Below are 22,128 nucleotides of genomic sequence, written 5' to 3' on the forward strand. Positions count from 1 at the left end.
GCGTCTTGTAACGGGACCCGGTTTGCGTCACTCCGTAGGGGTCGATAAAGTCCGCTGACCCTTTATCCAACGGACGGAGTGCCCAACGTGCTTTCAGCCTTCCACTTGAGCCGCTTTCGCCTGACAGCGCTGTCGCTGATCGCCACTGCTTTAGCCTTGGCTTCCTGCAGCGCCCCGCCGTCGTCGACGCTGCCGCTCGCACCGGAAAGCGCTTCCGGCTATCGCTCCGATCTGCAGACCCGACACGCCACCAAACACATGGCGGCAGCGGCCAACCCACTGGCGGCCGAAGCCGGACGAGAGATGCTGCGTCGCGGTGGTTCGGCCATCGATGCGGCGATTGCGATGCAGGCGGTGCTTACGCTGGTCGAGCCGCAATCGTCAGGCATTGGCGGTGGCGCATTGATCGTGCTCTGGGATGGCAAGTCCGTACGCACTTACGATGGTCGCGAAACCGCGCCGGCCGGCGCTACCGAGAAACTTTTCCTGCAAGCCGACGGGCAACCGATGCCGTTCACCCAGGCGCAGATTGGCGGGCGTTCGGTGGGTACGCCAGGGGTATTGCGCGCACTCGAACTGGCCCATCAAAAACACGGACGCTTGCCATGGGCGCAGCTGTTTGAACCGGCCATCGAACTCGCCCAGCAAGGCTTCGCCATCTCGCCGCGCCTTCACTTACTGATCGCCTCAGACTCCAAGTTGCGCAATTCACCCGAGATGGCGGCGTACTTCCTGAATACCGATGGCAGCCCGAAAGCCATAGGCACACGTTTGAAAAACCCGGCTTTGGCCGTCGTGTTCCAGCGCATTGCCAAAGAGGGCGCAGATGCTTTGTACAAAGGCGCTATCGCCCAAGAGATCGTGGCCAAGGTTCAGGGCCACGCCAACCCGGGCAGCCTGTCGCTGAGCGACCTTCAAAACTACCGTGCCAAGGAGCGCGCGCCCCTGTGCACCGACTACAAGCGCTGGCAGGTTTGCGGCATGCCGCCGCCGTCATCGGGCGGGATTGCCGTCGCTCAGATACTCGGCACGCTGCAAGCCCTGGAGACACGCGACAAACGCTTTGGCCTGGCGCCCATGAAGCCGGTCAAGACCAATGCCCCTGCCGGCATCGAACCGACCGCCGAAGCAGTGCACCTGATATCGGAAGCCGAGCGCCTGGCCTATGCCGATCGCGCCCAATACGTGGCCGATACAGACTTTGTGCCAGTGCCCGTCAAGGGTCTGGTCGACCCGACTTATCTGGCGAGTCGCGCCGCTCTGATCGGTGAGCGCAGCATGGGCACGGCTCAACCGGGTACGCCACCGGGCATTCAGGTGGCTTACGCACCGGATCGGTCGCCGCTGCGAATCTCCACCTCGCAAGTGGTGGCTGTCGATGAGCAGGGCGGCGCCGTCTCCATGACCACCACCATCGAATCCGCCTTCGGCTCACACCTGATGGTTCAAGGCTTCCTGCTCAATAACGAGATGACTGACTTTTCGTTCATCCCCGAAGAGAATGGGCAAAAAGTGGCCAACCGCATCGAACCGGGCAAGCGCCCTCGTTCGTCTATGGCCCCAACATTGATTTTCGACCGTCAGAGCGGCGAGTTTGTCGCCAGCGTCGGCTCACCCGGCGGCTCGCAAATCATCGAATACGTCGCCAAAACCGCCGTCGGCCTGCTCGACTGGAGCCTTGATGCGCAAGCGGCCATCAACCTGCCCAATTTCGGCAGCCGCAACGGCCCGACCGAACTGGAGCGCGGGCAGTTTAGCCCGGCACTGATCCGGACCTTGAAGGAAAAAGGCCACAGCATAAGCGAGATCGACATGACCAGCGGCACCCAGGCGATCGTTCGGGTCAAGGACGCGCAGGGCAACGCATCACTGGCAGGAGGCGCCGACCCTCGGCGTGAGGGTGAAGCGTTGGGGGATTGAGCAATCAATGTAAGGGCCTGCAGCGTGGCAAGCCCTCTTATCAATGACCCGAAATCACACAGCCTTTAACGACTGATTTTCAGCGCTCGTCGGACCTGATGTTTTTCCAGGGCCAGTTCGATCAGCCGTGTGACCAATTCACTGTAGGTCATTCCAGTGGCCTGCCACAGTTTCGGGTACATGCTGATGCGGGTGAAGCCCGGCAGCGAGTTGATTTCGTTGATCAGCACCTCGCCGTTGTCGGTCAGAAACACATCGACCCGCGCCAGCCCCGAACATCCCAGCACCTGAAACGCCTCGACCGCCATGGCACGTATGCGCTCGCTGGCCTCTGCGCTGATATTGGCCGGGACCACCACCTCAGCAGCCTTGTCGTCGATGTACTTGCTGTCGTAGGAGTAGAACCCGCCATGCACGACGATCTCGCCGCAACCGCTGGCGATGGCGTCGTCATTGCCGAGTACTGCGCATTCGATCTCGCGGCCACTGACGGCGGACTCGACCAGCACTTTTTCATCAAAGCCCAGTGCCAGTTCGACCGCCGCCGTATATTCGGCTTCGTCGGCGACCTTGCTCACGCCTACGGATGAGCCCTGGTTTGCCGGTTTGACAAACAGTGGCAGGCCCAATTTGCCCACCACCTCATCGAATCGGCTGCGCGCCGCGGTGCTGCGGGTCAGGGTCACGAACGGCGTGACCGCCAGCCCGGCGTCCCTCAACAAGCGCTTGCTGATGTCCTTGTCCATGCACACCGCCGAACCCAACACATCGGAGCCGACAAACGGCAGATCAGCCATGCGCAGCAGGCCTTGCAGGCAACCGTCTTCACCAAGGGTGCCGTGGACAATCGGGAAAATCACATCGACGTGTCCCAGCAGCTCCTGACTGGAGGTTTCCACCAGCTGCTGACTTGCCTTGCCCGGTACGACCGCCAACTCGCGGTTCGATTGATTGAGGGCAATCAGGGCCGGATTTTCCTGGTTCAGAAGGAAGTTCGAAGGGTCGTTGAGGTGCCAATGACCCTGTTTGTCGATGCCGATCAACACCGGTTCGAAACGCGAGCGATCCAGGGCATCGACAATATTTTTCGCCGACTGAAGCGACACTTCATGCTCTGCCGAGCGACCGCCAAAGATAATGCCTACACGCAATTTACTCATTGCCAAGCCTCGATGTGATTGTGCTAACGGCTCTCGTCTTCGCCACCTTACGGTTGCAACGTCTTGCCGTCCACCGGCTCGCCGATAGTCAAAAAGTGCCCACCCGCTACATGGTGCAAGGTGCGCAACGCGTCTTGGCCTTCAAAGTGCCAACGCCCGTCACTGAACACACGCTCGTCGGCCTGAGCGGCAATTACTTCGGCCAGGAACAGATCGTATTGCTGATGGTTATCAGGCTCCGGCAGCAGTCGGCATTCCAGCCAGGCGACGCAGCCTTCAAGCATCGGCGCATCGATCAACTCGGCATTGAAGGTCTGCAAGGCATACGTCTGAAACTTGTCACGTCCCTGATCCCGAGTCAGCTCCAGACCGGACGTCGAACCGACCGTTTGCACGATATCGGCCTGTGCGGCGCAAGGAACGTTCAGCACGAAGGTGCCCGAGGCTTCCAGCAATTGGCGGGTCCAGGTGGACTTGTCCAGCACCACGGCGATTTTCGGTGGTTCGAAATCCAGCGGCATGGCCCAGGCCGCCGCCATGATATTGCGCTCGCCGCCATGGGCTGCGCTGACCAGCACGGTTGGCCCGTGATTGAGCAGACGATAAGCCTTGGGCAAAGGGACCGGGCGGCGGTGGGAAACGCTCATGAATGTCTGCTCCTGGGAAAAGAGCCGATTGTAGCGGCATGAAAACCCAAAAAACCTATAGGAGCGATGCTGCTCCACAGGGAATCGCAGCGCTGACTCAAGTCGACAACTGATTGGCGAACTGTCCTACCGCATTCACGACTTTCTGAGCGCCGTCCTGGATTTCGACGATCACCGTGCCCGCTTCCGCTGCCAGCGCCAGCCCCTGCTCCGCCTGGAGCTTGCCGTCGGTCATCAGGGCCACGGCGTTGCGGGCCATGTCCTGGTTTTGACGCACCACCAGCACAATCTCATCGGTGGCCTGGCTGGTGCGCGAGGCCAGTTGCCGAACCTCGTCCGCCACCACCGCAAAACCTCGCCCTTGCTCACCGGCGCGCGCGGCTTCGATGGCGGCATTGAGCGCCAGCAGGTTGGTTTGTTCGGCGATGCCGCTGATGGTTTTGACGATGGTGCCGATCACCAGCGACTGTTCGTTCAGGGCTTCGATACCGTCGCCGGCGGTTTGCATATGCTTGGCCAGATCACGCATCACGTTCACAGCCTGCGTCACCACGGCGTTGCCACGCTGGGCGCTCTGGTCAGTTTGCTGCGACGTGCTGTAGGCAATATTCGCGGCGTCGGCGACGGCTTGTTCCTGATTGACCTGATCAGTAATCACTGTGGCGAACTTCACTACTTTGTAGAGTTTGTTGTTGGCATCGACCACTGGGTTGTAGGACGCCTCCAGCCAAACCGTACGACCATGACTGTCGATACGCTTGAACCGGCCTGCCACGTACTCACCCGCATTCAGGCGACGCCAGAAATTCTGGTACTCAGAACTGTTGTACTCCTCCGGCAGGCAGAAGGTACGGTGATGCTTGCCCTTGATTTGCGCCAGGCTGTAACCCATGCCGGAGAGAAAACGGTCATTGGCTGTCAGCACGTTGCCATTGAGGTCGAACTCGATCACTGCGGTTGAACGCACCAACGCACCAATCAGGTTTTCATGTTCGCGGGAGGCTTCGATGGTGCGAGTCAGGTCGCTGGAGAATATCGAGAAATGCTTGATCCGGCCGTCCGCCGAGCGCACGGGTTGCAGTATCGAACGCAACCATGCCTCCTGACCCGTACCACGCAACAGGCGCACGGCACCGGCGAAGTGCTCGCCACGGCTCATTGCAGTTTTGAAACGCTGCTGGAATTCGTCGGTTCTCACATGATCCGGAACGATGTCTTCGATGTGTCGCCCGATCAACTCGTTGCTCTTGTAGTGCATCTCACTGAGAAAGTTCTGGTTGACCGATTGCACCCGCCCTTCAGGATCGAGAGTCAGCACAAGCATCTCGCTTTCCAGACTTTCCTTCACTTGCTGAAGGCTGGAGAGTTCTTCACGAAGAGCCGACAGCTCCTGCTTCAAGCGTTTATTGAACATGGGACGCACCGATGGGATAGAAAGCGATATGCAGCCTAGCCATCGGCACTGTCAGTCTTTTCTGAAGAGCGCCTCAGCTTTGTCCTACAAAAATAGTTACGGCGCACCAGCTACCACTGTTGCTCACATGGCTTCAGCAGTCGAACAACTGGCCATTCCAGGCATCCGCGCGCCGAAATACACCGCGCTACTCACGCCGACCGTGCCCATGACCGCGCAGAAAATCACACAGATCCACGGGCTCCACGGCATCAGACCGATCAACAGCAACGGCGTGATGCTCGCCCAAGCGGCGTAAGCAATGTTGTAGGTAAAGGAAATGCCTGAAACACGAATCCGCGCCGGAAACAGACTGACCATCACTGACGGCACCGCACCGACCACTCCGCAACAGAGGCCGGCGACCGCGTAGGCCAGACCGACCCAGTTACCGCCGCTGATCAGGCAGGTGTAGAGCACGCCGATGCCCAGCGGTAGCAGAAGGCTATAGAGCATGACGGTGCGCCAGGCGCCGATGCGGTCGACCAGAAACCCGGCAAGCACGCAACCCATATTCAGAAAAACGATGCCCAACGCGCTCAGGGCGAACGTGTGGCTAGCGGTCATGCCGAAGGTTTTCTGCATCATGGTCGGGGTGATGACCACGAACACCACCACCGCCGAGGTCAGTACACAGGTCAGTATCATCGCCGGCAACATGGCCAGCCGATGCTCACGCAGAACCGCACGCAGCGGCAGCTCTACCCTCTCTTCGCGCCGGGCCTGCATGGCCATGAACACTGGGGTTTCACTGAGCCAGCGGCGCAGCCAGACGCCGATCACGCCGAACACGCCCCCCAGCAGGAACGGGAAACGCCAGGCGTAATCGAGGATTTCCGCCGGGGTGAAGGTCTGGGCCAGGAACGTCGCCGTCAAGGCGCCGAGCAGGTAGCCAAAGGTCAGTCCCGCCTGCAAGAAGCCCAAGGCGTAACCGCGATGGCCAACCGGCGCGTGCTCGGCAACGAATACCCAGGCGCTCGGCACTTCACCGCCCACTGCCGCCCCTTGCAGAACCCGCAACAGCAATAGCAACAACGGTGCGAAATAGCCGATCTGCGCGTAGGTCGGCATGATCCCGATCAGCAGACACGGCAGCGCCATCATCAGAATGCTCAGGCTGAACACCTTCTTGCGCCCCAGCCGGTCAGCGAAATGCGCCATCAGGATTCCGCCCAGAGGCCGCGCCAGGTAACCGGTGACAAAGATCCCGAAGCTTTGCAGCAACCTCAGCCACTCAGGCATTTCCGGCGGAAAGAACAGCTGGCTCAAAGTCAGCGCGAAAAATACGAAAATGATGAAATCGTAGATTTCCAGCGCCCCGCCGAGCGCCGCAAGGCCCAGGGTCTTGTAGTCCGAGCGGCTGAACGGCACCGGGCGCGAATCGATAATGGCAGTCATGCAAAGAACTCTGGCACAGGCAAAAACCAAGGCGCCCATGGTCTACGCAAATGCGCCTGTGGACAACCCGTTAGACCAAAGTCCCATAGCCGCAAAACAGACCCGCAAAAAACCTCTGCTTGATTTACTGTTAGCGCCTGTCCAGACGGGCCGCTACCGCCCCGAAGACCACAACAAACATAAAAATCCGAGGTACTCCCGTGGCCGCTGATATCGAAGATAGCCGCTCCGCCCGCTTTGCCCTGCGCTGTTCAAGCTTTGCCGAACGCTGGTTTCCCGACTCCTGGGTGTTTGCCGCCCTGGCGGTGATTATCGTCGCCGTGGCCACTATGGTCATGGGCGCCAAACCCACCGACGCTGCCATGGCGTTTGGCGACGGTTTCTGGAGCCTGATCCCCTTCACCATGCAGATGGCTTTCGTGGTGATCGGCGGGTACGTGGTCGCCAGTTCGCCACCGGCGGTGAAGCTGATTGACCGGCTGGCGAAATTGCCGAAAAACGGCCGCTCCGCCGTGGCCTGGGTCGCCTTGATTTCCATGGTCGCATCGCTGCTGAACTGGGGACTGTCACTGGTTTTCGGCGGCCTGCTAGTGCGCGCCCTCGCCCGCCGTACCGATCTGAAAATGGACTACCGTGCCGCCGGTGCCGCAGCTTACCTCGGGCTTGGCGCGGTATGGGCTCTGGGCCTGTCCTCGTCCGCGGCACAATTGCAGGCCAACCCGGCAAGCCTGCCACCGTCGATTCTGTCGATCACCGGGGTGATTCCATTCACCCAGACGATCTTTCTCTGGCAGTCCGGGGTGATGTTGCTGGCACTGATAGTCATCTCGCTGATCATTGCCTACGCCACCGCCCCTGGTCCGAACTCGGCACGTGACGCCAAGGCATGCGGTGTCGACCCGAGTTTCAACCTGCCCCCCCTGCAACCGCGCACCCGTCCCGGCGAATGGCTGGAACACAGCCCATTGCTGACGATCCTGCTGGTGCTGCTGGCCGCCGGATGGCTGTTCCATGAGTTCTCGACCAAACCGGCGATCAGCGCGATTTCCGGCCTGAACACCTACAACTTCCTGTTCATCATGCTCGGTGCGCTGCTGCACTGGCGCCCGCGCAGCTTCCTCGACGCCGTGGCCCGCGCGGTGCCGACCACCACGGGTGTGCTGATCCAGTTCCCGTTGTACGGCTCGATCGCTGCGTTGATGACCACGGTCAAAGGTACCGACGCGCAGACCCTGGCCCACCACATCTCGACCTTTTTCGTCAGCATCGCCTCCCACGACACCTATGCGGTGCTGATGGGTGTGTATTCGGCAATTCTTGGCTTCTTCATTCCATCCGGCGGTGGCAAGTGGATTATCGAAGCGCCGTACGTGATGCAGGTGGCCAATGACCTGAACTACCACCTCGGCTGGGCCGTGCAGATTTACAACGCCGCCGAAGCCCTGCCCAATCTGATCAACCCGTTTTACATGCTGCCGCTGCTGGGCGTGCTGGGGTTGAAGGCGCGGGACTTGATCGGATTCTCGTTCGTGCAGTTGCTGGTGCACACACCGCTGGTGCTGGTGATGCTGTGGGCACTGGGGACGACGCTGGCGTATACACCGCCGGTGATGCCGTAGAAACCAGGCTACGTGGACTTTTCCGGATCCTCGATCAAGCCCATCGGGGATCCGGTACCCTCGTACCTGACCTTGAGCACTAGTAGGGTCGACAGACTGTATTCACCAGTCTTACGCAACCTGTGGCGTTGTCCCACTCGATTGATCGACAAGCCCCGACTTTTCCTTCCCGTGTCCCGAATTAACCTGTCCCGGATGACCGATCACATAAACACGAGGAACATCCGATGACACCACTATCCAAAACACTGGAAGAGCTGATCAATGAAATTTATCTGGACGGCAACGTCTCAGTGGTTGAATACAGAACGTTGCGAGACGATGCCGATCGCCGCATGGACGCCGTTATCCAGGAGTTCGGCCTGCACAACAATGTAACCGCCTTCCAAAAAGCAATGGATGTCGCCATGCAATTAATGCAGACCGCGATTATCGATGCAAAAAAAGCCAAACTGACCGATACGGGTGAGGCCATCGTAAAGGATGCGGTGGCGGCTCAAGTGGAATATTTGCGCGCCGGCAGCCAATTGGCGCTGCGCCTTTTGTGATCAACTGACCGAATCTCAGTTCGCGAATACTTTTCGCGAGCTGGATTTCTTTCGCTCGAAAAATCCTCGATCACTGCTTTTCTACGCGATTGTGCTAATCCAGTATGAAGTGCCCCCATTTTGGAACCGCGCTGAAAAGGATCTGAGCATGCTGAAATTCGCCGGACTTACCCTTGCGGCTCTCACCCTGAGTGCCGCCGCCCATGCCGACATCGGCCTGAAACTGGGCAGCACCGAACGCGTCACCCGCCTGTTTGCCTACCCCAACAACTGCAACGTGATTTGCTTTCGTAACTGGACGCTGGAGCAAACCGTCGAGCATTACCTGACTCAAAGTGTGCAGCGCGATGGCTACAGCGAGGCGAAGGTCCAGGTCAAAACCGATAACGGCCAGCTTTTTGCCGAAATCATCGGAGTGCCCAGAAGCTATGAAAAGCCGTTGACCGCACTGCTCGATGCTGGCGATCTGGCCTTTAACGGCGCCAGCAAACTGAATGCCGACGGGAAATGGGCCTATAGCTGGTATTTGTTCCTGCCTTTGGGCATGGCGCTGGAAAACCGTAGAAGCGTCGAACTGCTGCACTTCCCGCCAGACTATTCGTTGACCCAGGCCCAGGACTACCTGAGGTCTGCCACGACCGATCGTTGGGCCTCCCTGCTGACCCTGAACGGCATCCCCGCCGAGCAGACGCCGGGCTTCCAGACCATCATCGACATCGCTCCGATTGCCGCGCCGTCCAACGCCGGCAAGGACTTGGAAGGGGTCTACGACTACTTCAAGGATTACCAGACCACCATGGTCAAGAATGTCAGCAAGACCGCCAGTGGCGAGGCATTGCCGATGGTCGCATTCGGGACACCAGTGCGTAACTGGTTCAAGCAGCAATACGGGCCGACCGTGAATGTGCTGAGCCTGGCCACCATCAGCCCCGTCGATGGGGTGAAGGTGCCGGTGCTGGGTGCCAATCACCCGAGTTATATCTGGTATGCCGCCGACCCCGCCAACTACACCGGCACCGACGCCAAGGCCAAGGCGGATGTGGCGGGCCTGAAAGTCATGGGCCAGGATTTGAGTGCCGCGTGCTGGCAGGCCGCGATGGGTAGCCAACCGGACAGCAATCCCGACATTGAGCTCAGAAGTTGCACGCAGACCTGGCAAGTGGCCCAGAAAGAAAAAACCTGCGAACTGTTCTACACCTCGATCCGCAGTCTGACGACCGCACAGGCCGTGGCCAAGTGTGCATCGGCGACAATCGCGCCCCAACTCAAACAACTCAAGGCACCAGCGCCCGCCACTGCGAAGCCCGCTCCGCCGCTGTAAACCGATGAGCGGTGGTCGACCTGTCAGTAATGACAGTAGACCGCCCGAGTTATCTGCGAGAGGCTTGCGCTGTGTCCATGTTGCAGCGCTGACAGGATCGTCAGCGGATGGACGTCACAGCACTCAACCGACAAGGATCGTTATGAAAGCCAATGCATGGCGCAAGCCTCTTGCACCACCACCTGCGGGTGTCTATCCATTTCCCGAGATTCCCCCCGAGCTCGGATTCCCCTCACTCGCCGACTTCGAGATTCTCAAAAACAACACAGGCAAGTCAGTGGCCATTGTGGCGTTACGCGAGTTTCCCCGAATGAGCCGAATCTGTCGGGTGTCGGGACACTTACTGCCCTATGCCTGCCAACACACCCGACAACTGTCACCCGGCGTGCACGTCTACGACCCACGTTTCTGCGGACTGCTGCGACACTCCTGCAATCCCAATGTTTATCTTGAACTGACCGATCTGTGGGTATGGGCGTTGCAGGACATCCAGAAAGGCGACCGGCTGACAATGGACTACACCGTCAGCGAAGAAAATCTGCTTCGTCAGTTCGCCTGTCGCTGTGGCTCGCACAACTGCCGGGGCTGGATAACAGGCTATGGTGAAATGCCGAATGCCGACGGCCAGCGTTTTTTGCAACACTGGCGTCGGCTTTAGGAGCTCTGCTGTGGGTCTTACAGCGGCTCGAACGGGCGCAGGCGGTACTGTGGCGGCAATTGTTCGAAGCCGCTGATGGTCGTGTTCAAGCTTTTCCAGCGGCCATCCTTGATTCCGTAAATGCAGCCGTGGATCGACAAACTCTGCCCGCGATGCCAGGCGTTTTGCACGATGCTGGTGTGCCCCACGTTGGCCACTTGCTGGATCACGTTGAGCTCACAGAGGCGATCGACCTGCTCCTCTTCGGTGGCCAACTGAGCGAGCTCTTCGCGCTTTTCGTAGTAAAGGTCGCGAATCGAACGCAACCAGCCGTCGATCAGCCCGAACTGGCGATCCTGCATCGAGGCGCGCACACCACCGCAGCCATAGTGGCCGGTGACGAGGATGTGTTTGACCTTGAGCACATCGACCGCGTACTGGATTACTGACAAGCAATTGAGGTCAGTGTGCAGCACCACGTTGGCCACATTGCGGTGTACAAACAGATCACCCGGCAGCATGCCGACGATTTCGTTGGCTGGCACTCGCGCATCGGAACAGCCGATCCACAGGTACTCCGGCGTCTGTTGACGGGCCAGCTTGGCGAAAAAGTCCGGATCTTCCTTGGTGATCGCGTCAGCCCAACGCTCGTTGTTATCAATCAGGTCTTGTAAGTCGTGCATGCTGGAAGCCTCAAGAATGATTTGCTGCTTTGACAGACAACCGCCTGTCGGGGTCACGGAAAAGATCGCAGGTGTTTTCCTTGGAATTCTCGTGTGTCCGGTGAGTCCACCATAGTAAGGCCCAAAGTATGAGGCTGACAGTATGAGGATTGGCCATGACTGATTCACGACGTCCGTACGATGCGGTGCAACCGGAGCCCATCGATGATAACGAAGACCGCATGGGTTCAGTGCGCGAGCTGGATTTCGATGAGGAAGAGTCCAGCACCAAAATCGGTGACGAACTGACGGGCAAGGAGCACGAGCAACGGATACCGCGCCGGCACGTGCGCGAAGGCGGCATGACCGGGGCCTCGACGGCAGACCATGAACCGACCGATGACGATATGAGCCCGGAAACCCTGATTCGGGAAGACGGTGCCCGGGATGCTCATGAAACCGGTGCAGACAATCAGGCTGATTGGGACTTGAGCATTGTCGATGAAGAGGACATCGGAGGTGGCACGGGGCTGGATGAGGCGGAACTGGCCCGGCGCGATCCGCTCGACAGAAAGCGTTGATCTTATGCGTCTGACCGATTGCCTTCGCGGGCAGCCCCGCTACCACAGGATCCATGCCGTTTACAACTTTTAGACTACGGCACAAAACCTTGTGGGAGCGAGCCGGCTCGCGAAACTTTCAGGCTCAATCCACCAAAGTGCAGGCCATAACGACGGCATCTTCGCGCCCACCCACCGCCGGATAGTAATCCCGACGCCGACCGATTTCGTTGAAGCCATAGCGCTCATACAACTTGAACGCTGCCGTATTGCTGTCGCGTACTTCCAGGAAACACTCCCGGGCATCGGCCTTGTAGGCAATCGACATCAAATGCTCCAGCAGCGTCAAACCCAGGCCACGACCCTGATTTTCCGGTTTGACGGTGATATTCAGCAAATGCGCTTCGTCGAGAATGATCTGCACCACGCCGTGACCGACCTGCTGTTGACCTTCAAACATCAGCCAGATCTGGTACTTGCCCAGGCCATCGAGAAAAATTCCGCGCGTCCAGGGGTGGCTATAAGCGGCGTATTCGATTTTCAGTACGTTTTCCAGGTCCGCCTCGGTCATCGGGCGGAACGATACAGCGTCACTCATTCGATTCTTTCCAGCGCGCCATCAGCCGACGCATGGCTTGCCAGACATCAGCCTTACGCTGTGGCTCTTCCATTAATGATTCCAGGCCCGGCAGGGCCCAGACCGAACCCAGGCCTTCGACCTGAAGTTCGCGGTTGTAGGATTCGGCGCTCGCTTCACCGGCAAAGCGCACCGCCGGCAGGCCGATCAGCCACAGGCAGACACACGGTGCCTCTTCCAGGCGGGCCGAGAGAAATCCCTGCACGAAGTCGCGAGCGGCTTGCGGACCTTGATCCATGGTGCCCCGCACCAGCAGCGGCCAGCGCACCGGTTCGCCGACAATCTGCGGGCTGTCCGGCAGACCGGCGGCGCGCAGCATGTCCTTTAGCAGCAAATACGCAGGATCGCGACTCTGAAAGGCTTCGCCTGTGGGTAACTCCACCAGTAACAAGCAGCGCCCGGCTCGCAGCAATTGCAGGGCGAAACGCGGTGGCGGCACAGGCGCGACCTTGGCGACGACTGGCGCTTCTTCGGCCTCTTCCACCGGTTTGGCCCCGGTACGCGTACTCGCCAGCGACGGCCGTGGCACTTCGATTTTCACCCGTTCGGCCGACTTGACCACAGGCTCCGCGGGGGTATCGACCACAGGGGCTGGCGTTTGCGGGGCGACGATCAATGGCTCGAGCGGCTCCAGCAATTCGGGCCGCGACGGCGCAGCAAAGGGTAATTCGGTGCGCGGCAGCCAGTTGACCACCTGCATGGCGCTCAGATAGGCGCGGCGACGGGACTCGATAAGCAAAGGTCAGCCACTTGTGGATAACTAAAGTGCGGAGATTCTACCGCTGTTCGCTCAAGATCGCCTGCTGTTGATCGATAGTCTTCACCGATAGTCTTTCCACCTATGAAAAATGGCGACAGTCCGTCCCGAGAGTGAATCGACCCGCCCGCGATGCAGTACAATCGCGGCTTTTAATCGCCAACCAGCCGGCCATTCCGATGATCGAACCCAAGCGCGTCTTGCGCGCCCTCGCTGAACACTGGGCACTTCTGGAGCCACTGTGCGAGCACTTCGACCAGGGCACCCTGAGCCTCAACGAATTGCGTTCACAGTTGGCCGCCCAGCAACTGGACAGTACGCCGCAGGACATCACCAGCCTGCTGGACGTGTGGATTCGCCTCGACATTCTGGTTCCTGTGGCAAAAAGCCCGAACCGTTTCGAGCTCAACGCGCAGATTCATGACTTTCTCGCTTACCTGCGCCGTGAACACCGACTTGGCCTGTGCCTGGAAATCGAAGCCTACCTGCGCCATCTCGAACGCCTGGCCGGTTACATCCAGGACGCCTTCGACATCCGCGACGGCAACGACCTGGCTCGCCAATTGCGGCTGCTCGACATGCGCGTGCGCGACGTACTGAAAAAACTCGCCAATGATGAACAGGCCCTGGTGGCCGTCGCCGAGCGGGCCAAGACCAGCGACCGACAGATCCCGTTACGCCAGCGTTATGCAGAAGTGCTGGCAACCTGGGACGAATACGTCGAGCCGATGATCCAACTGGTGAATGCCGACGGCGCTTTCGAACAAGGTGTGCGCAAGGTCGAAAACGTCCTGTTGAAGATGCTCACCGAACAGCAGCGTCTCGGCCATCTGGTCGACGACGACATGCTGCTGCGCACCCACGCGCGCATTCTCGAAATGCAGACCAGCGCCCAGCTGACCCTACGTCACGCCCGTGAGCTGCTGCTGCCGCTGCGTGAAGAAGCGCGCCGACACAATGCCGTAACCCGTGGCGCCGCGCTGGCCCTGTCGATGATTCGTCGCAAAGGCATCGACGCCGTGCCTCAAGCGGCCATGCCGATGTTCACACGGCCTCAAAGCACCTTTCTTGGCAGCGCCAGTCAGGTCGAAGCCTACGTTTACGCCCTGGCCCGTTTCGAACCGAAACCGGCGCGGTTCCCCAAGGCCCATAAGACGCACAAGGGCGGCGACGCACCCCGCGCGCCACGCACGGTCCGGGAGATGCTCGACCGTTGCGAGGACGCCCTGCCGATGCCAGACCTGATGACCTGGCTGCTGGAGCAGGAGCCGGACGGCGCCACCGACGAATTGCTGTACTGGTTCTCGCGACTGTCCCGGGAAAAACGCTTCAAGCGCGAACGCCTGGAACGCCGCGATTACTACACACACGAGCACCAGGTCAGCCTGCGCTCCTTCGCCCTGCTCTCGGCGGCTGACGACGCCACCGAGAATTCTGCGAGCACTCCATATGCATCTTGATCTATCCGAACTGTCCCAGCTGGCGCCGATCTTTCGCGAGCTGTTCAAGGGTTACCACGTCAGCCGTCGCGACCCGGAGCTGTACGCACAGTTGTCGAATTTTCAGGACCAGTACCGCACGCTGTTCAAGGCCTTGGGCTTTGAACTGGTGTGCGACACCCGTGGTTTCTACTACTTCGTGCCGGACCTCGCCGCCGCGGCGGTGAACAAGACCGCCCAGCGCCTGGCTCTGTTCACGTTCATTCTCGTCGAGCACCTGGCCGACCAGGGCCGCGATCCCATCGCCGTACTTGACGGAGGCAGCCTCGGTCGCGATGAATTGCCGTCGCTGCTGGAAAAGTACCGTGATCTGTTTATCCAGGCCGAAGTACAGACCCAGGACGAGCTGGAAGAAAAGATCATGCGCCGCATGACCCAACTCGGTTTTGCCAGCGAAGAAAACGGTGTTTATCGCTTCCTGCCGCCGATGCACCGGTTCCTCGATGTCTGCCTGTCGGTTCAGCAGGACCGCGACCTGGCCGCCAGCCTGCACAGCGTGCTGCCGCTGCCGGCGCCGGTATTGATCGACGAAGACAGCGACGAAAAACTGCTTGAGACCGATGACCCGCTGGACCTTAGTGAATTCGAGGGTGAAAGCGAAGAAGACGCCTTGGCCCGCGCCATTGCCGAAGAACAGGAGCTCGACGCATGAGCAAGGAACGCTACGGCATCCGCCGCTTTGCCCTATTGAACACCGCCGGCTACAGCCTCGGCCTGTTTCCGCTGGAAGAGCCGCTATCGGTTTACGGCGCGAACAACCTCGGTAAATCCGCATCGATCAACGCGTTGCAGTTCCCAATCCTGGCGCGTATGTCCGACATGAGTTTCGGCAAGTACAGCCTGGAACAATCCCGGCGCTTCTATTTCGCATCGGACACCAGCTACATCTTGGTGGAAGTCTCGCTACCCCACGGCCCTCATGTAATTGGCGTGGTCGGCCGCGGCCCTGGCGGCGGTTTCGGCCACCAGTTCTTTGCCTACGCCGGCAAGCTGGACCTGGCCCATTACCAGAAGAACGACACCTGCCTGCGCCAGAAAGAACTGTTCACCAACCTCGAGCGCGAAGGCCTGAAAGCCTACGAGCTCAAGCCGGACGAACTGCGCCGTTTGCTGGTCGGCGGTCACACTTCGATCCCGCTGGACCTGACGCTGATCCCGCTGCGTTCCACCAGCGAACAGAGCCTGAAAACCTTCCGCGCACTGTTCATCAACCTGCTGCACATGCGCGAAATCACCGCGGCCAAGCTCAAGCAGCTGTTCCTCGATGCCTTTGAGCACAGCCTGCGTTCAGGCAGCGTGGATTACATTGCTGCGTGCGAAGAAGCCTTCCGCGATGTACGACGCATGGAGCAGGACTACAACTCGCTGGTCGCCGCTGGCCCCTTGGTCGAAGCACTGGCCAACGGCGTGAAGCAACGCGATGTGCTGCGCGGCAAATTGCATCGCCTGTCTCCGCTGCTCGATTCCTTGCTCGGCACCTGGTCGGACTACGCCAGTGCGCGCAAGGAAGAGCTGACTATCCAGGCCGAGCACTACCGTCGCGAGCAGGACGACCTGCAAAACGACCAGCGTGGTGGCACCCAGGAACTGATGCGTCTGGAGCGGGAAATCAGCGGCATCCAGCGCTGGCTCGGGGAATTGTCGGTACTCAAGCATCGCTTTGCCCTGGTCGATGACGTCAAGGTGCTGGAGCAACAATTGCTCGCGGCCAAGGATGCTCACGACGAACTGGCCGGCGCATTGGCGCAATCCCGTCAGTTCAGCGCCGAAGACCTTGATGAGCGTCTGCGGGATCTGGAAAAACGCCTGAAGTCGGTCAAGCAGCAACTCGATCACGCCGACAACAACAGCTATGCCCGTTTGCGCGAAGAGTTTTCGCAGCAGGATGTCGAGCGCCTGATGCGTCTGTTCAACAGCGCGCTGTTCAGCCTGCCCCTGGGTGAACACGGCATTGCGCTGGACGACAACGGAGACTGGGTCAAATCCGTGGAGCTGATTCTCGACGGTTTCAAAGGCGAGCGCTTCGAAGTGCCGGGCCTGTCGATCGACCTCTCGCACATCGAGCCGCCAGCCCTGCAAGCCTTGGCTGACCGTGCGGCACTGCGCGATCAGAAAGAGCGTCTGGACAAAGAACTCAAGCAACTGAAAACCCAGCAAGCCGTAGCCGCCGACCGCGCCGCGAGCAAGACTCAGACTGAAGTGCTGTACCAGCAAGTGCTGGATGCGCAGAAGGCGCTGGAAGACTTCCGTCGCGCTCAGACCTTGAGCGCCGAGGAAGGCGACAAACTTGAACAGCTGGCGCAGATGGAAGCCGCCCAGGACGAACTGAAGCGCTCCAGCGATGCCTTCACCGAACGCGTCCAGCAACTGTCGGCCAAGCTGCAACTGGTCGGTCGGCAGATCGCCGACATGGAAGCCAAGCAACGCACCCTCGACGATGCCCTGCGCCGTCGTCAATTGCTCCCGGCGGACCTGCCATTCGGCACGCCATTCATGGACCCGGTCGACGATTCCATGGACAACCTGCTGCCGCTGCTCAACGACTATCAGGACAGCTGGCAAGGCCTGCTGCGTGCCGACGGCCAGATCGAAGCGCTTTATGCACAGGTTCGCCTCAAGGGCGTGGCCAAATTCGACAGCGAAGACGATATGGAGCGTCGCCTGCAACTGCTGATCAACGCTTACGCGCACCGCACCGATGAAGCCCTGACCCTGGGCAAGGCCCGCCGTGCAGCCGTGACCGACATCGCCCGGACCCTGCGTAACATTCGCAGCGACTACGACAGCCTCGAGCATCAACTGGCGCTGTTCAACCGCGAGATCAACAAGCGCCAGGTCTCCAACCTGCAAAGCTTCCGCATCGTGCTCGCGCCGAACAAGGAAGCGCTCAAGCACATCGACCAGATCATCCACAGCGCCGGCCAGTACGAAGAAGGCGAGACGCTGTCGGTGTTCGACCTGAGCCAGAGCGCGGAACAGGACAACAAGAACGAAGAAGCCAAGGAATACCTGGCACGACTGGTAGCCGCCAACCACAACCAACTCGGCCTCAAGGACTTGTTCGAACTGGCGTTCGAGATCACCAAGGTCAACGGTCAGCCGGTGATCCATACCGATATCGACGGCGCGGCGTCCAACGGGACCACCATGACCATCAAGGCGCTGACCAACATGTATCTGTTGCTGCACTTGATGGATCGTGACCTGGCCGGGCGCGTGCGCTTGCCATACTACCTCGACGAGGCGGCGGACATCGACGAGAAGAACCAGGCAGCCCTGCTGGAAACCAGTCTGCAACTGGGCTTCGTGCCGATCCTGGCCAGTGTGAAGCCGCAAGTCTGCGCCAGTGTCGCCATCGACCTGGAAGGCGGCAGCGGCCCGGCGGGCATCTACATCGACGAAGCGGACTGGAAGTACATTCGCCGTCACGATCAGGTGAAGGCGACGGTCAATGTCGAAGCGGATGAGCCAGAGCTGAATGCGGTTTGATTTGCTTTAACTGATGACAACAAAAAGGCCGCGATCCAATATGGATCGCGGCCTTTTTTGTGGTTGTTCATTGAGATGTTCGGTGAACTTCAGGACCTCTTCGCAAGCCGGCTCCGGGCGGCGTTCCGACGGAGGGCGTCATCACTGACGCCCTATCAATTCCCTGCTATTTGCCGAGGGAAATCTTCGGTGCCCAGGTCAGCCATTCCTCTTCAAACTTATCGAACAGCGGGAATGTCTGCTCTGGCTGCGCTGCACCGCCCATGCGATCGCCGTCCGGTGTGGCAAACGCGACGCCACCCTGAATCATGGTTTCCAGCGACTCGGTACGCATCGTCGCGCCTTTGAACAGACCGACATCAAAATCAAAACCACTGGTATTCCAGAAGCGGGTACCGCTACGCACCAACGGCGCATATTTCGGTTCGATCAGAATATGGATCAACACCCGATCCGCGGTCTGCCCCAATTCATACCCGGTCACCTTGCCCACCGTGATTTCACGATACGTTACCGGCACCCCGGCCTTCAAAGAGCCACGACGGGCAGCACTCAAGACAAGACTCAGCCCGGCTTCGGCCTTGGCGGTCTCGGGGGGAGTTGCCAGTGCGACAAAGCTTTTCTGCGGGCCAAGGTTCTTCTGTGCCGGCTGTACCTCGATGTACTGCCCCGTCACCAACGTCTCCAGGTTCGACGTTTTGATGAGTCCCAGCTCCGGTTTGACCACCCAGAATTCGCTTCCGACCCGCGCAATACGTTCAGGCACTTCAGTGATGCGTGCCGTCAGCAGCACAGATTGCAGATCATCGCTGAGGTCGACATCTTCAACCTTGCCGACATCCAGCCCTTTGAAACGGATTGGGGTCCCGACACGCAGGCCATCGGCACGGTCAACCTTCAGCGTGATCACCGCGCCTTTTTGCGTGGCATCTTCATGGCTGGCGAACAACCGGAACCGCGGTATGCGCCTCTGCAACGGAGCCTTGGCCTCCGGTGTTTCGAAGGCAATGCCGCCGGCCATCAGGCTTTGCAACGACTCACTCTTGACTTGAATCCCGCCGGTCAGCCCCCCCGTCAGCGTTATGCCGCTGGCGTTCCAGAACCGGGTCGACGCGTTGACCAGGTTTTCGTATTCCTTCTCGATGTGGACACCGATGACCAATTGGTTTTTCTTGCGCGAAAACTGATAGCTCTGAACCGACCCCACCTTGACCTGCTTGTAGAGAACCGGACTGCCGACCTCCAGCGAGCCGAGGTTCTCGGTGAACAGCACCAGGTGCAGGCCCGGCGAACGCAGATCCAGCGGCGGGGCTTTTGGCCGTGCCACGAACTCACGTTGTGGCGCAGCACCTTTGTCTCCGGGACGCACGGCGATGTAGTTACCCTTGACCAAGGCCTCTAGACCAGTGATGCCGGCGAGGGAGATCGAAGGCTTGACCACCCAGAACTGAGTGCCGTCGACCAGGTAGTCCTCGGCCAACGGGTCCAGCGTCAATTCGGCACTGGCGGTGGATAGATCCGGATCGACCTTGAGCGCCTTGAGCGTACCGACCTGGATACCTTTGTACATTACGGGTGTCCGACCGGCTTGCAGGCCTTCGAAGTCACTGAGCTTGACCTTCACCTTGATCCCGGCCGCAGCCGCATCGAAGTCTTCGTAAAGACGGAATGGCAGGCTCGGGTCGGTGGGTGGACTGTCTTTGCGGTTTTCCGGCGTGGCGAAGGCAATACCGCCGGCAACGATGCTCGCCAGGGACTCGCTACGTACTTTCACACCGGACAGATTGGCGTCGATGCTGATGCCGCTGGCGTTCCAGAAACGCGTGTGTTTACGCACCAGCTTGGCATAAGTCGGCTCGATGAAAACCTTGAGCTCAACGGTGCTCTGGTCCTCGGATAGCACGAAGCTTTTGATCTGACCGACCTTGATTTGCTTGTAGAACACCGGACTGCCTCGATTCAGCGAACCCAATCGATCGGCCTTGATTGTCAGGTGCAGACCCGGCTGCGCATCGGATAGCGGCGGCTCTTCAGCCAGCGCCTTGAACTTGCGGGTGGGCTCACCCTCACCCGGGCTGATCGCGACATAGTTGCCCGAAACCAGCGTCTCCAAACCCGTAATACCGGCCAGGGTCACGCTCGGCTTGACCAGCCAGAAGCGCGTGCTCGTACGCAGGTATTGCTCCACGTCCTTGTTCATCTCAACGGTGGCGATCACACCTTTTGAGCTGCCTTCATCATCGAGCTTGAGTGTCTTCACCTTGCCGACCGACATGCCTTTGTAGACCACTTCAGTCTTGTTGGCCTGGATGCCTTCGCCGCTTTCGAAGCGCACCTGAATCTCGATGCCGGTTTCGGTATAGGCACGCCAGCCAAGCCAGCCCCCGATGATCAGGGCGATCAGGGGCAACACCCAGATCGCAGACCAGTTGGAGGCCGGTCGGGTTTTCGCTACAGGCAAATCAGTCATGGTCGTCGTCCGACTCCGTGTTATCCCAAATCAGTCGGGGATCGAAAGTAACTGCGGCAAGCATTGTCAAAATCACCACACTGGCGAACGCGATGGCGCCGAGATCCGCCTCGACACTGGCAAGCCGTCCAAAATTCACGACCGCCACCAGGATGGCGATCACAAAGATATCGAGCATCGACCAACGACCGATGAACTCGATAAAGCGATACATCCAGATGCGCTGCCGGGCCGAAAGTGGCTGGTGGCGCTGGACGGAATACAGCAGCAGAGCGATACCCACCAGTTTGAAGGTAGGCACCAGGATGCTGGCGATAAACACCACGGCGGCAATAGGAATCATGCCGTGTTGAACCAGTTGTATTACACCGGACATGATGGTGCTGGGATCGCCTTTGCCCAGAGAACTGACGGTCATGATCGGCAACACATTGGCCGGTATGTAGAGAATTGCCGCGGTAATCAGTAATGCCCAGGTGCGCACCAGACTGTTCGGGCGCCGGGCATGAACCAGCGCACCGCAACGAGTACAGGTCTGCTCGTCCATATCAGCTTCCTGCCTGTTCAATTCATGGCATTCCGCGCAAATCAGAATACCTGCATCAATCGCCCGCATGGGCATCCTCTCCTGACAGTGCCTGCCAGATCTGGTGAGGCGACATCACGACCTCCAACCAGACCTGAACCAATAACAAACCGATGAAACAAGCCAGCCCGAGACCTACGGTCATGGCCGCCATATCTGCCAATTTGACGATCGCCACCAGTACGCCCATGAGGTAAACCTCGAGCATCCCCCAGTCTCGTAAATGGTGATAAATGCGGTAGAGCAGCAAGCCGTAGCTGCGTCCAATATCGAAACGGATAGTCAGCAGGACGACCAGTTGGCAAAGCAACTTGAGCAGCGGAATGCCCATGCTGCACAGGAACACAATCACGGAAACGCCTTGCATGTCCGTGTTGAAAAGGCCGACAACACCGCTCCAGACAGTATCTTGCGATGACTGCCCGAGTAGATTGAGCTGCATGATGGGTAGAAAGTTCGCCGGGACGTATAACAAAAGTGCCGCAATCACCAAGGCGAGACTGCGCTGCACGACGTTGTATCGATGGGCGTAAAGCTCGTAACCGCAACGCGGGCACAGCGCTTTCTCGCCATGGGCGAGCTCGGGCTTGCGCATCAGCAAGTCGCACTCATGACATGCCACCAAATCGTCCAGCGGTAATTCTGACAGCCCGGAGGCGTCAACCGGATCTGGCATAAGGGCTCTGGCTCCGAAATAGTTGGACCTATTCTAGTGTCCCGAATTGAAAATAACTGTGCAAATTTGTGCGCGGGCAACTGTGCTTT

Annotated in this window: 19 protein-coding genes and 1 pseudogene; 9 read left to right on the plus strand and 11 right to left on the minus strand. The window is 59.3% G+C overall.

From position 1 onward, the window contains the following. Nucleotides 1-87: 87 nt before the first annotated feature. Complete coding sequence (ggt, locus tag AC07ZE_RS25040) at nucleotides 88-1,920, plus strand: gamma-glutamyltransferase (RefSeq protein ID WP_207267053.1); 1,833 nt, start codon at nucleotides 88-90, stop codon at nucleotides 1,918-1,920. Nucleotides 1,921-1,985: 65 nt separating this feature from the next. On the opposite strand, the gene ddlA is transcribed toward ggt, so the two are convergent. From ddlA to AC07ZE_RS25065, 5 genes and pseudogenes are all read right to left on the minus strand, one after another. Further along, a complete protein-coding gene (gene ddlA / locus AC07ZE_RS25045) occupies nucleotides 1,986-3,080 on the minus strand; it encodes a D-alanine--D-alanine ligase (RefSeq protein WP_207267054.1) in 1,095 nt (364 codons plus the stop codon). Nucleotides 3,081-3,127: 47 nt separating this feature from the next. Further along, nucleotides 3,128-3,727, minus strand: a complete 600-nt coding sequence (locus tag AC07ZE_RS25050) for a flavin reductase family protein (protein ID WP_207267055.1) — start codon at nucleotides 3,725-3,727, stop codon at nucleotides 3,128-3,130. Between the two features lie 97 nt (nucleotides 3,728-3,824). After that, nucleotides 3,825-4,433: a methyl-accepting chemotaxis protein gene (locus tag AC07ZE_RS25055; RefSeq protein WP_404940903.1), complete on the minus strand. Its 609-nt coding sequence runs from the start codon at nucleotides 4,431-4,433 to the stop codon at nucleotides 3,825-3,827. Next, nucleotides 4,413-5,141, minus strand: a pseudogene (locus AC07ZE_RS25060) (PAS domain-containing protein); the annotation flags it as partial. The pseudogene AC07ZE_RS25060 and the gene AC07ZE_RS25055, both read right to left, overlap by 21 nt. Nucleotides 5,142-5,264: 123 nt before the next feature. Continuing rightward, nucleotides 5,265-6,578 carry an MFS transporter gene (locus tag AC07ZE_RS25065; RefSeq protein WP_207267057.1) on the minus strand — a complete coding sequence of 438 codons (1,314 nt, stop codon included), beginning with the start codon at nucleotides 6,576-6,578 and terminating at the stop codon, nucleotides 5,265-5,267. Nucleotides 6,579-6,778: 200 nt separating this feature from the next. Here AC07ZE_RS25065 and AC07ZE_RS25070 point away from each other — a divergent pair, with 200 nt between their 5' ends. From AC07ZE_RS25070 to AC07ZE_RS25085, 4 genes are all read left to right on the plus strand, one after another. After that, entirely contained in the window at nucleotides 6,779-8,197 is a 1,419-nt protein-coding gene (locus AC07ZE_RS25070) for a short-chain fatty acid transporter (protein ID WP_207267058.1), read from the plus strand. A 227-nt stretch (nucleotides 8,198-8,424) separates the two neighbouring features. Next, nucleotides 8,425-8,745, plus strand: a complete 321-nt coding sequence (locus AC07ZE_RS25075) for a hypothetical protein (protein WP_207267059.1) — start codon at nucleotides 8,425-8,427, stop codon at nucleotides 8,743-8,745. 148 nt (nucleotides 8,746-8,893) lie between these two features. Then, entirely contained in the window at nucleotides 8,894-10,066 is a 1,173-nt protein-coding gene (locus AC07ZE_RS25080; protein WP_207267060.1) for a hypothetical protein, read from the plus strand. A gap of 142 nt (nucleotides 10,067-10,208) precedes the next feature. Next, on the plus strand, nucleotides 10,209-10,724 hold the full coding sequence (locus AC07ZE_RS25085; protein ID WP_207267061.1) for an SET domain-containing protein-lysine N-methyltransferase: 516 nt from the start codon (nucleotides 10,209-10,211) through the stop codon (nucleotides 10,722-10,724). Nucleotides 10,725-10,741: 17 nt separating this feature from the next. On the opposite strand, the gene can is transcribed toward AC07ZE_RS25085, so the two are convergent. Next, the gene (can, locus tag AC07ZE_RS25090; RefSeq protein WP_095192903.1) at nucleotides 10,742-11,386 is read right to left on the minus strand and encodes a carbonate dehydratase; all 645 of its coding nucleotides are present in this window, start codon (nucleotides 11,384-11,386) and stop codon (nucleotides 10,742-10,744) included. A gap of 155 nt (nucleotides 11,387-11,541) precedes the next feature. On the opposite strand from can, the gene AC07ZE_RS25095 reads away from it, so the two are divergent. Beyond that, complete coding sequence (locus AC07ZE_RS25095; RefSeq protein ID WP_207267062.1) at nucleotides 11,542-11,946, plus strand: serine kinase/phosphatase; 405 nt, start codon at nucleotides 11,542-11,544, stop codon at nucleotides 11,944-11,946. A gap of 124 nt (nucleotides 11,947-12,070) precedes the next feature. Here the strand turns inward: AC07ZE_RS25095 and rimI are convergent, their stop codons facing one another. Both rimI and AC07ZE_RS25105 read right to left on the minus strand, forming a co-directional pair. Beyond that, on the minus strand, nucleotides 12,071-12,523 hold the full coding sequence (gene rimI / locus AC07ZE_RS25100; protein WP_093230271.1) for a ribosomal protein S18-alanine N-acetyltransferase: 453 nt from the start codon (nucleotides 12,521-12,523) through the stop codon (nucleotides 12,071-12,073). Further along, nucleotides 12,516-13,262, minus strand: coding sequence for an energy transducer TonB (locus AC07ZE_RS25105; RefSeq protein WP_207267890.1), 747 nt, complete (start codon nucleotides 13,260-13,262; stop codon nucleotides 12,516-12,518). Before AC07ZE_RS25105 ends, rimI begins: the two co-directional genes overlap by 8 nt. A 236-nt stretch (nucleotides 13,263-13,498) precedes the next feature. Between AC07ZE_RS25105 and mksB the strand changes: the two genes are divergently transcribed. From mksB to mksF, 3 genes are read left to right on the plus strand one after another with little or no spacing between them, the layout of a single operon-like run. Continuing rightward, on the plus strand, nucleotides 13,499-14,779 hold the full coding sequence (gene mksB / locus AC07ZE_RS25110) for an Mks condensin complex protein MksB (RefSeq protein ID WP_207267063.1): 1,281 nt from the start codon (nucleotides 13,499-13,501) through the stop codon (nucleotides 14,777-14,779). Continuing rightward, a complete protein-coding gene (gene mksE, locus AC07ZE_RS25115; RefSeq protein ID WP_207267064.1) occupies nucleotides 14,769-15,470 on the plus strand; it encodes an Mks condensin complex protein MksE in 702 nt (233 codons plus the stop codon). Before mksB ends, mksE begins: the two co-directional genes overlap by 11 nt. Next, nucleotides 15,467-18,307, plus strand: coding sequence for an Mks condensin complex protein MksF (gene mksF / locus AC07ZE_RS25120; protein ID WP_207267065.1), 2,841 nt, complete (start codon nucleotides 15,467-15,469; stop codon nucleotides 18,305-18,307). Before mksE ends, mksF begins: the two co-directional genes overlap by 4 nt. Before the next feature lie 166 nt (nucleotides 18,308-18,473). Here mksF and AC07ZE_RS25125 read toward each other — a convergent pair whose 3' ends face one another. Genes AC07ZE_RS25125 through AC07ZE_RS25135 form a run of 3 tightly spaced genes read right to left on the minus strand, consistent with a single transcriptional unit; the run spans nucleotide 18,474 to nucleotide 22,039 of the window. After that, nucleotides 18,474-20,777: a PqiB family protein gene (locus AC07ZE_RS25125; RefSeq protein ID WP_207267066.1), complete on the minus strand. Its 2,304-nt coding sequence runs from the start codon at nucleotides 20,775-20,777 to the stop codon at nucleotides 18,474-18,476. Beyond that, nucleotides 20,770-21,393, minus strand: a complete 624-nt coding sequence (locus tag AC07ZE_RS25130) for a paraquat-inducible protein A (RefSeq protein WP_207267067.1) — start codon at nucleotides 21,391-21,393, stop codon at nucleotides 20,770-20,772. Before AC07ZE_RS25130 ends, AC07ZE_RS25125 begins: the two co-directional genes overlap by 8 nt. Further along, nucleotides 21,380-22,039: a paraquat-inducible protein A gene (locus AC07ZE_RS25135; protein ID WP_207267068.1), complete on the minus strand. Its 660-nt coding sequence runs from the start codon at nucleotides 22,037-22,039 to the stop codon at nucleotides 21,380-21,382. Before AC07ZE_RS25135 ends, AC07ZE_RS25130 begins: the two co-directional genes overlap by 14 nt. Between the last annotated feature and the right edge of the window lie 89 nt (nucleotides 22,040-22,128).

The organism is Pseudomonas sp. GW101-3H06 (genome assembly GCF_059424605.1).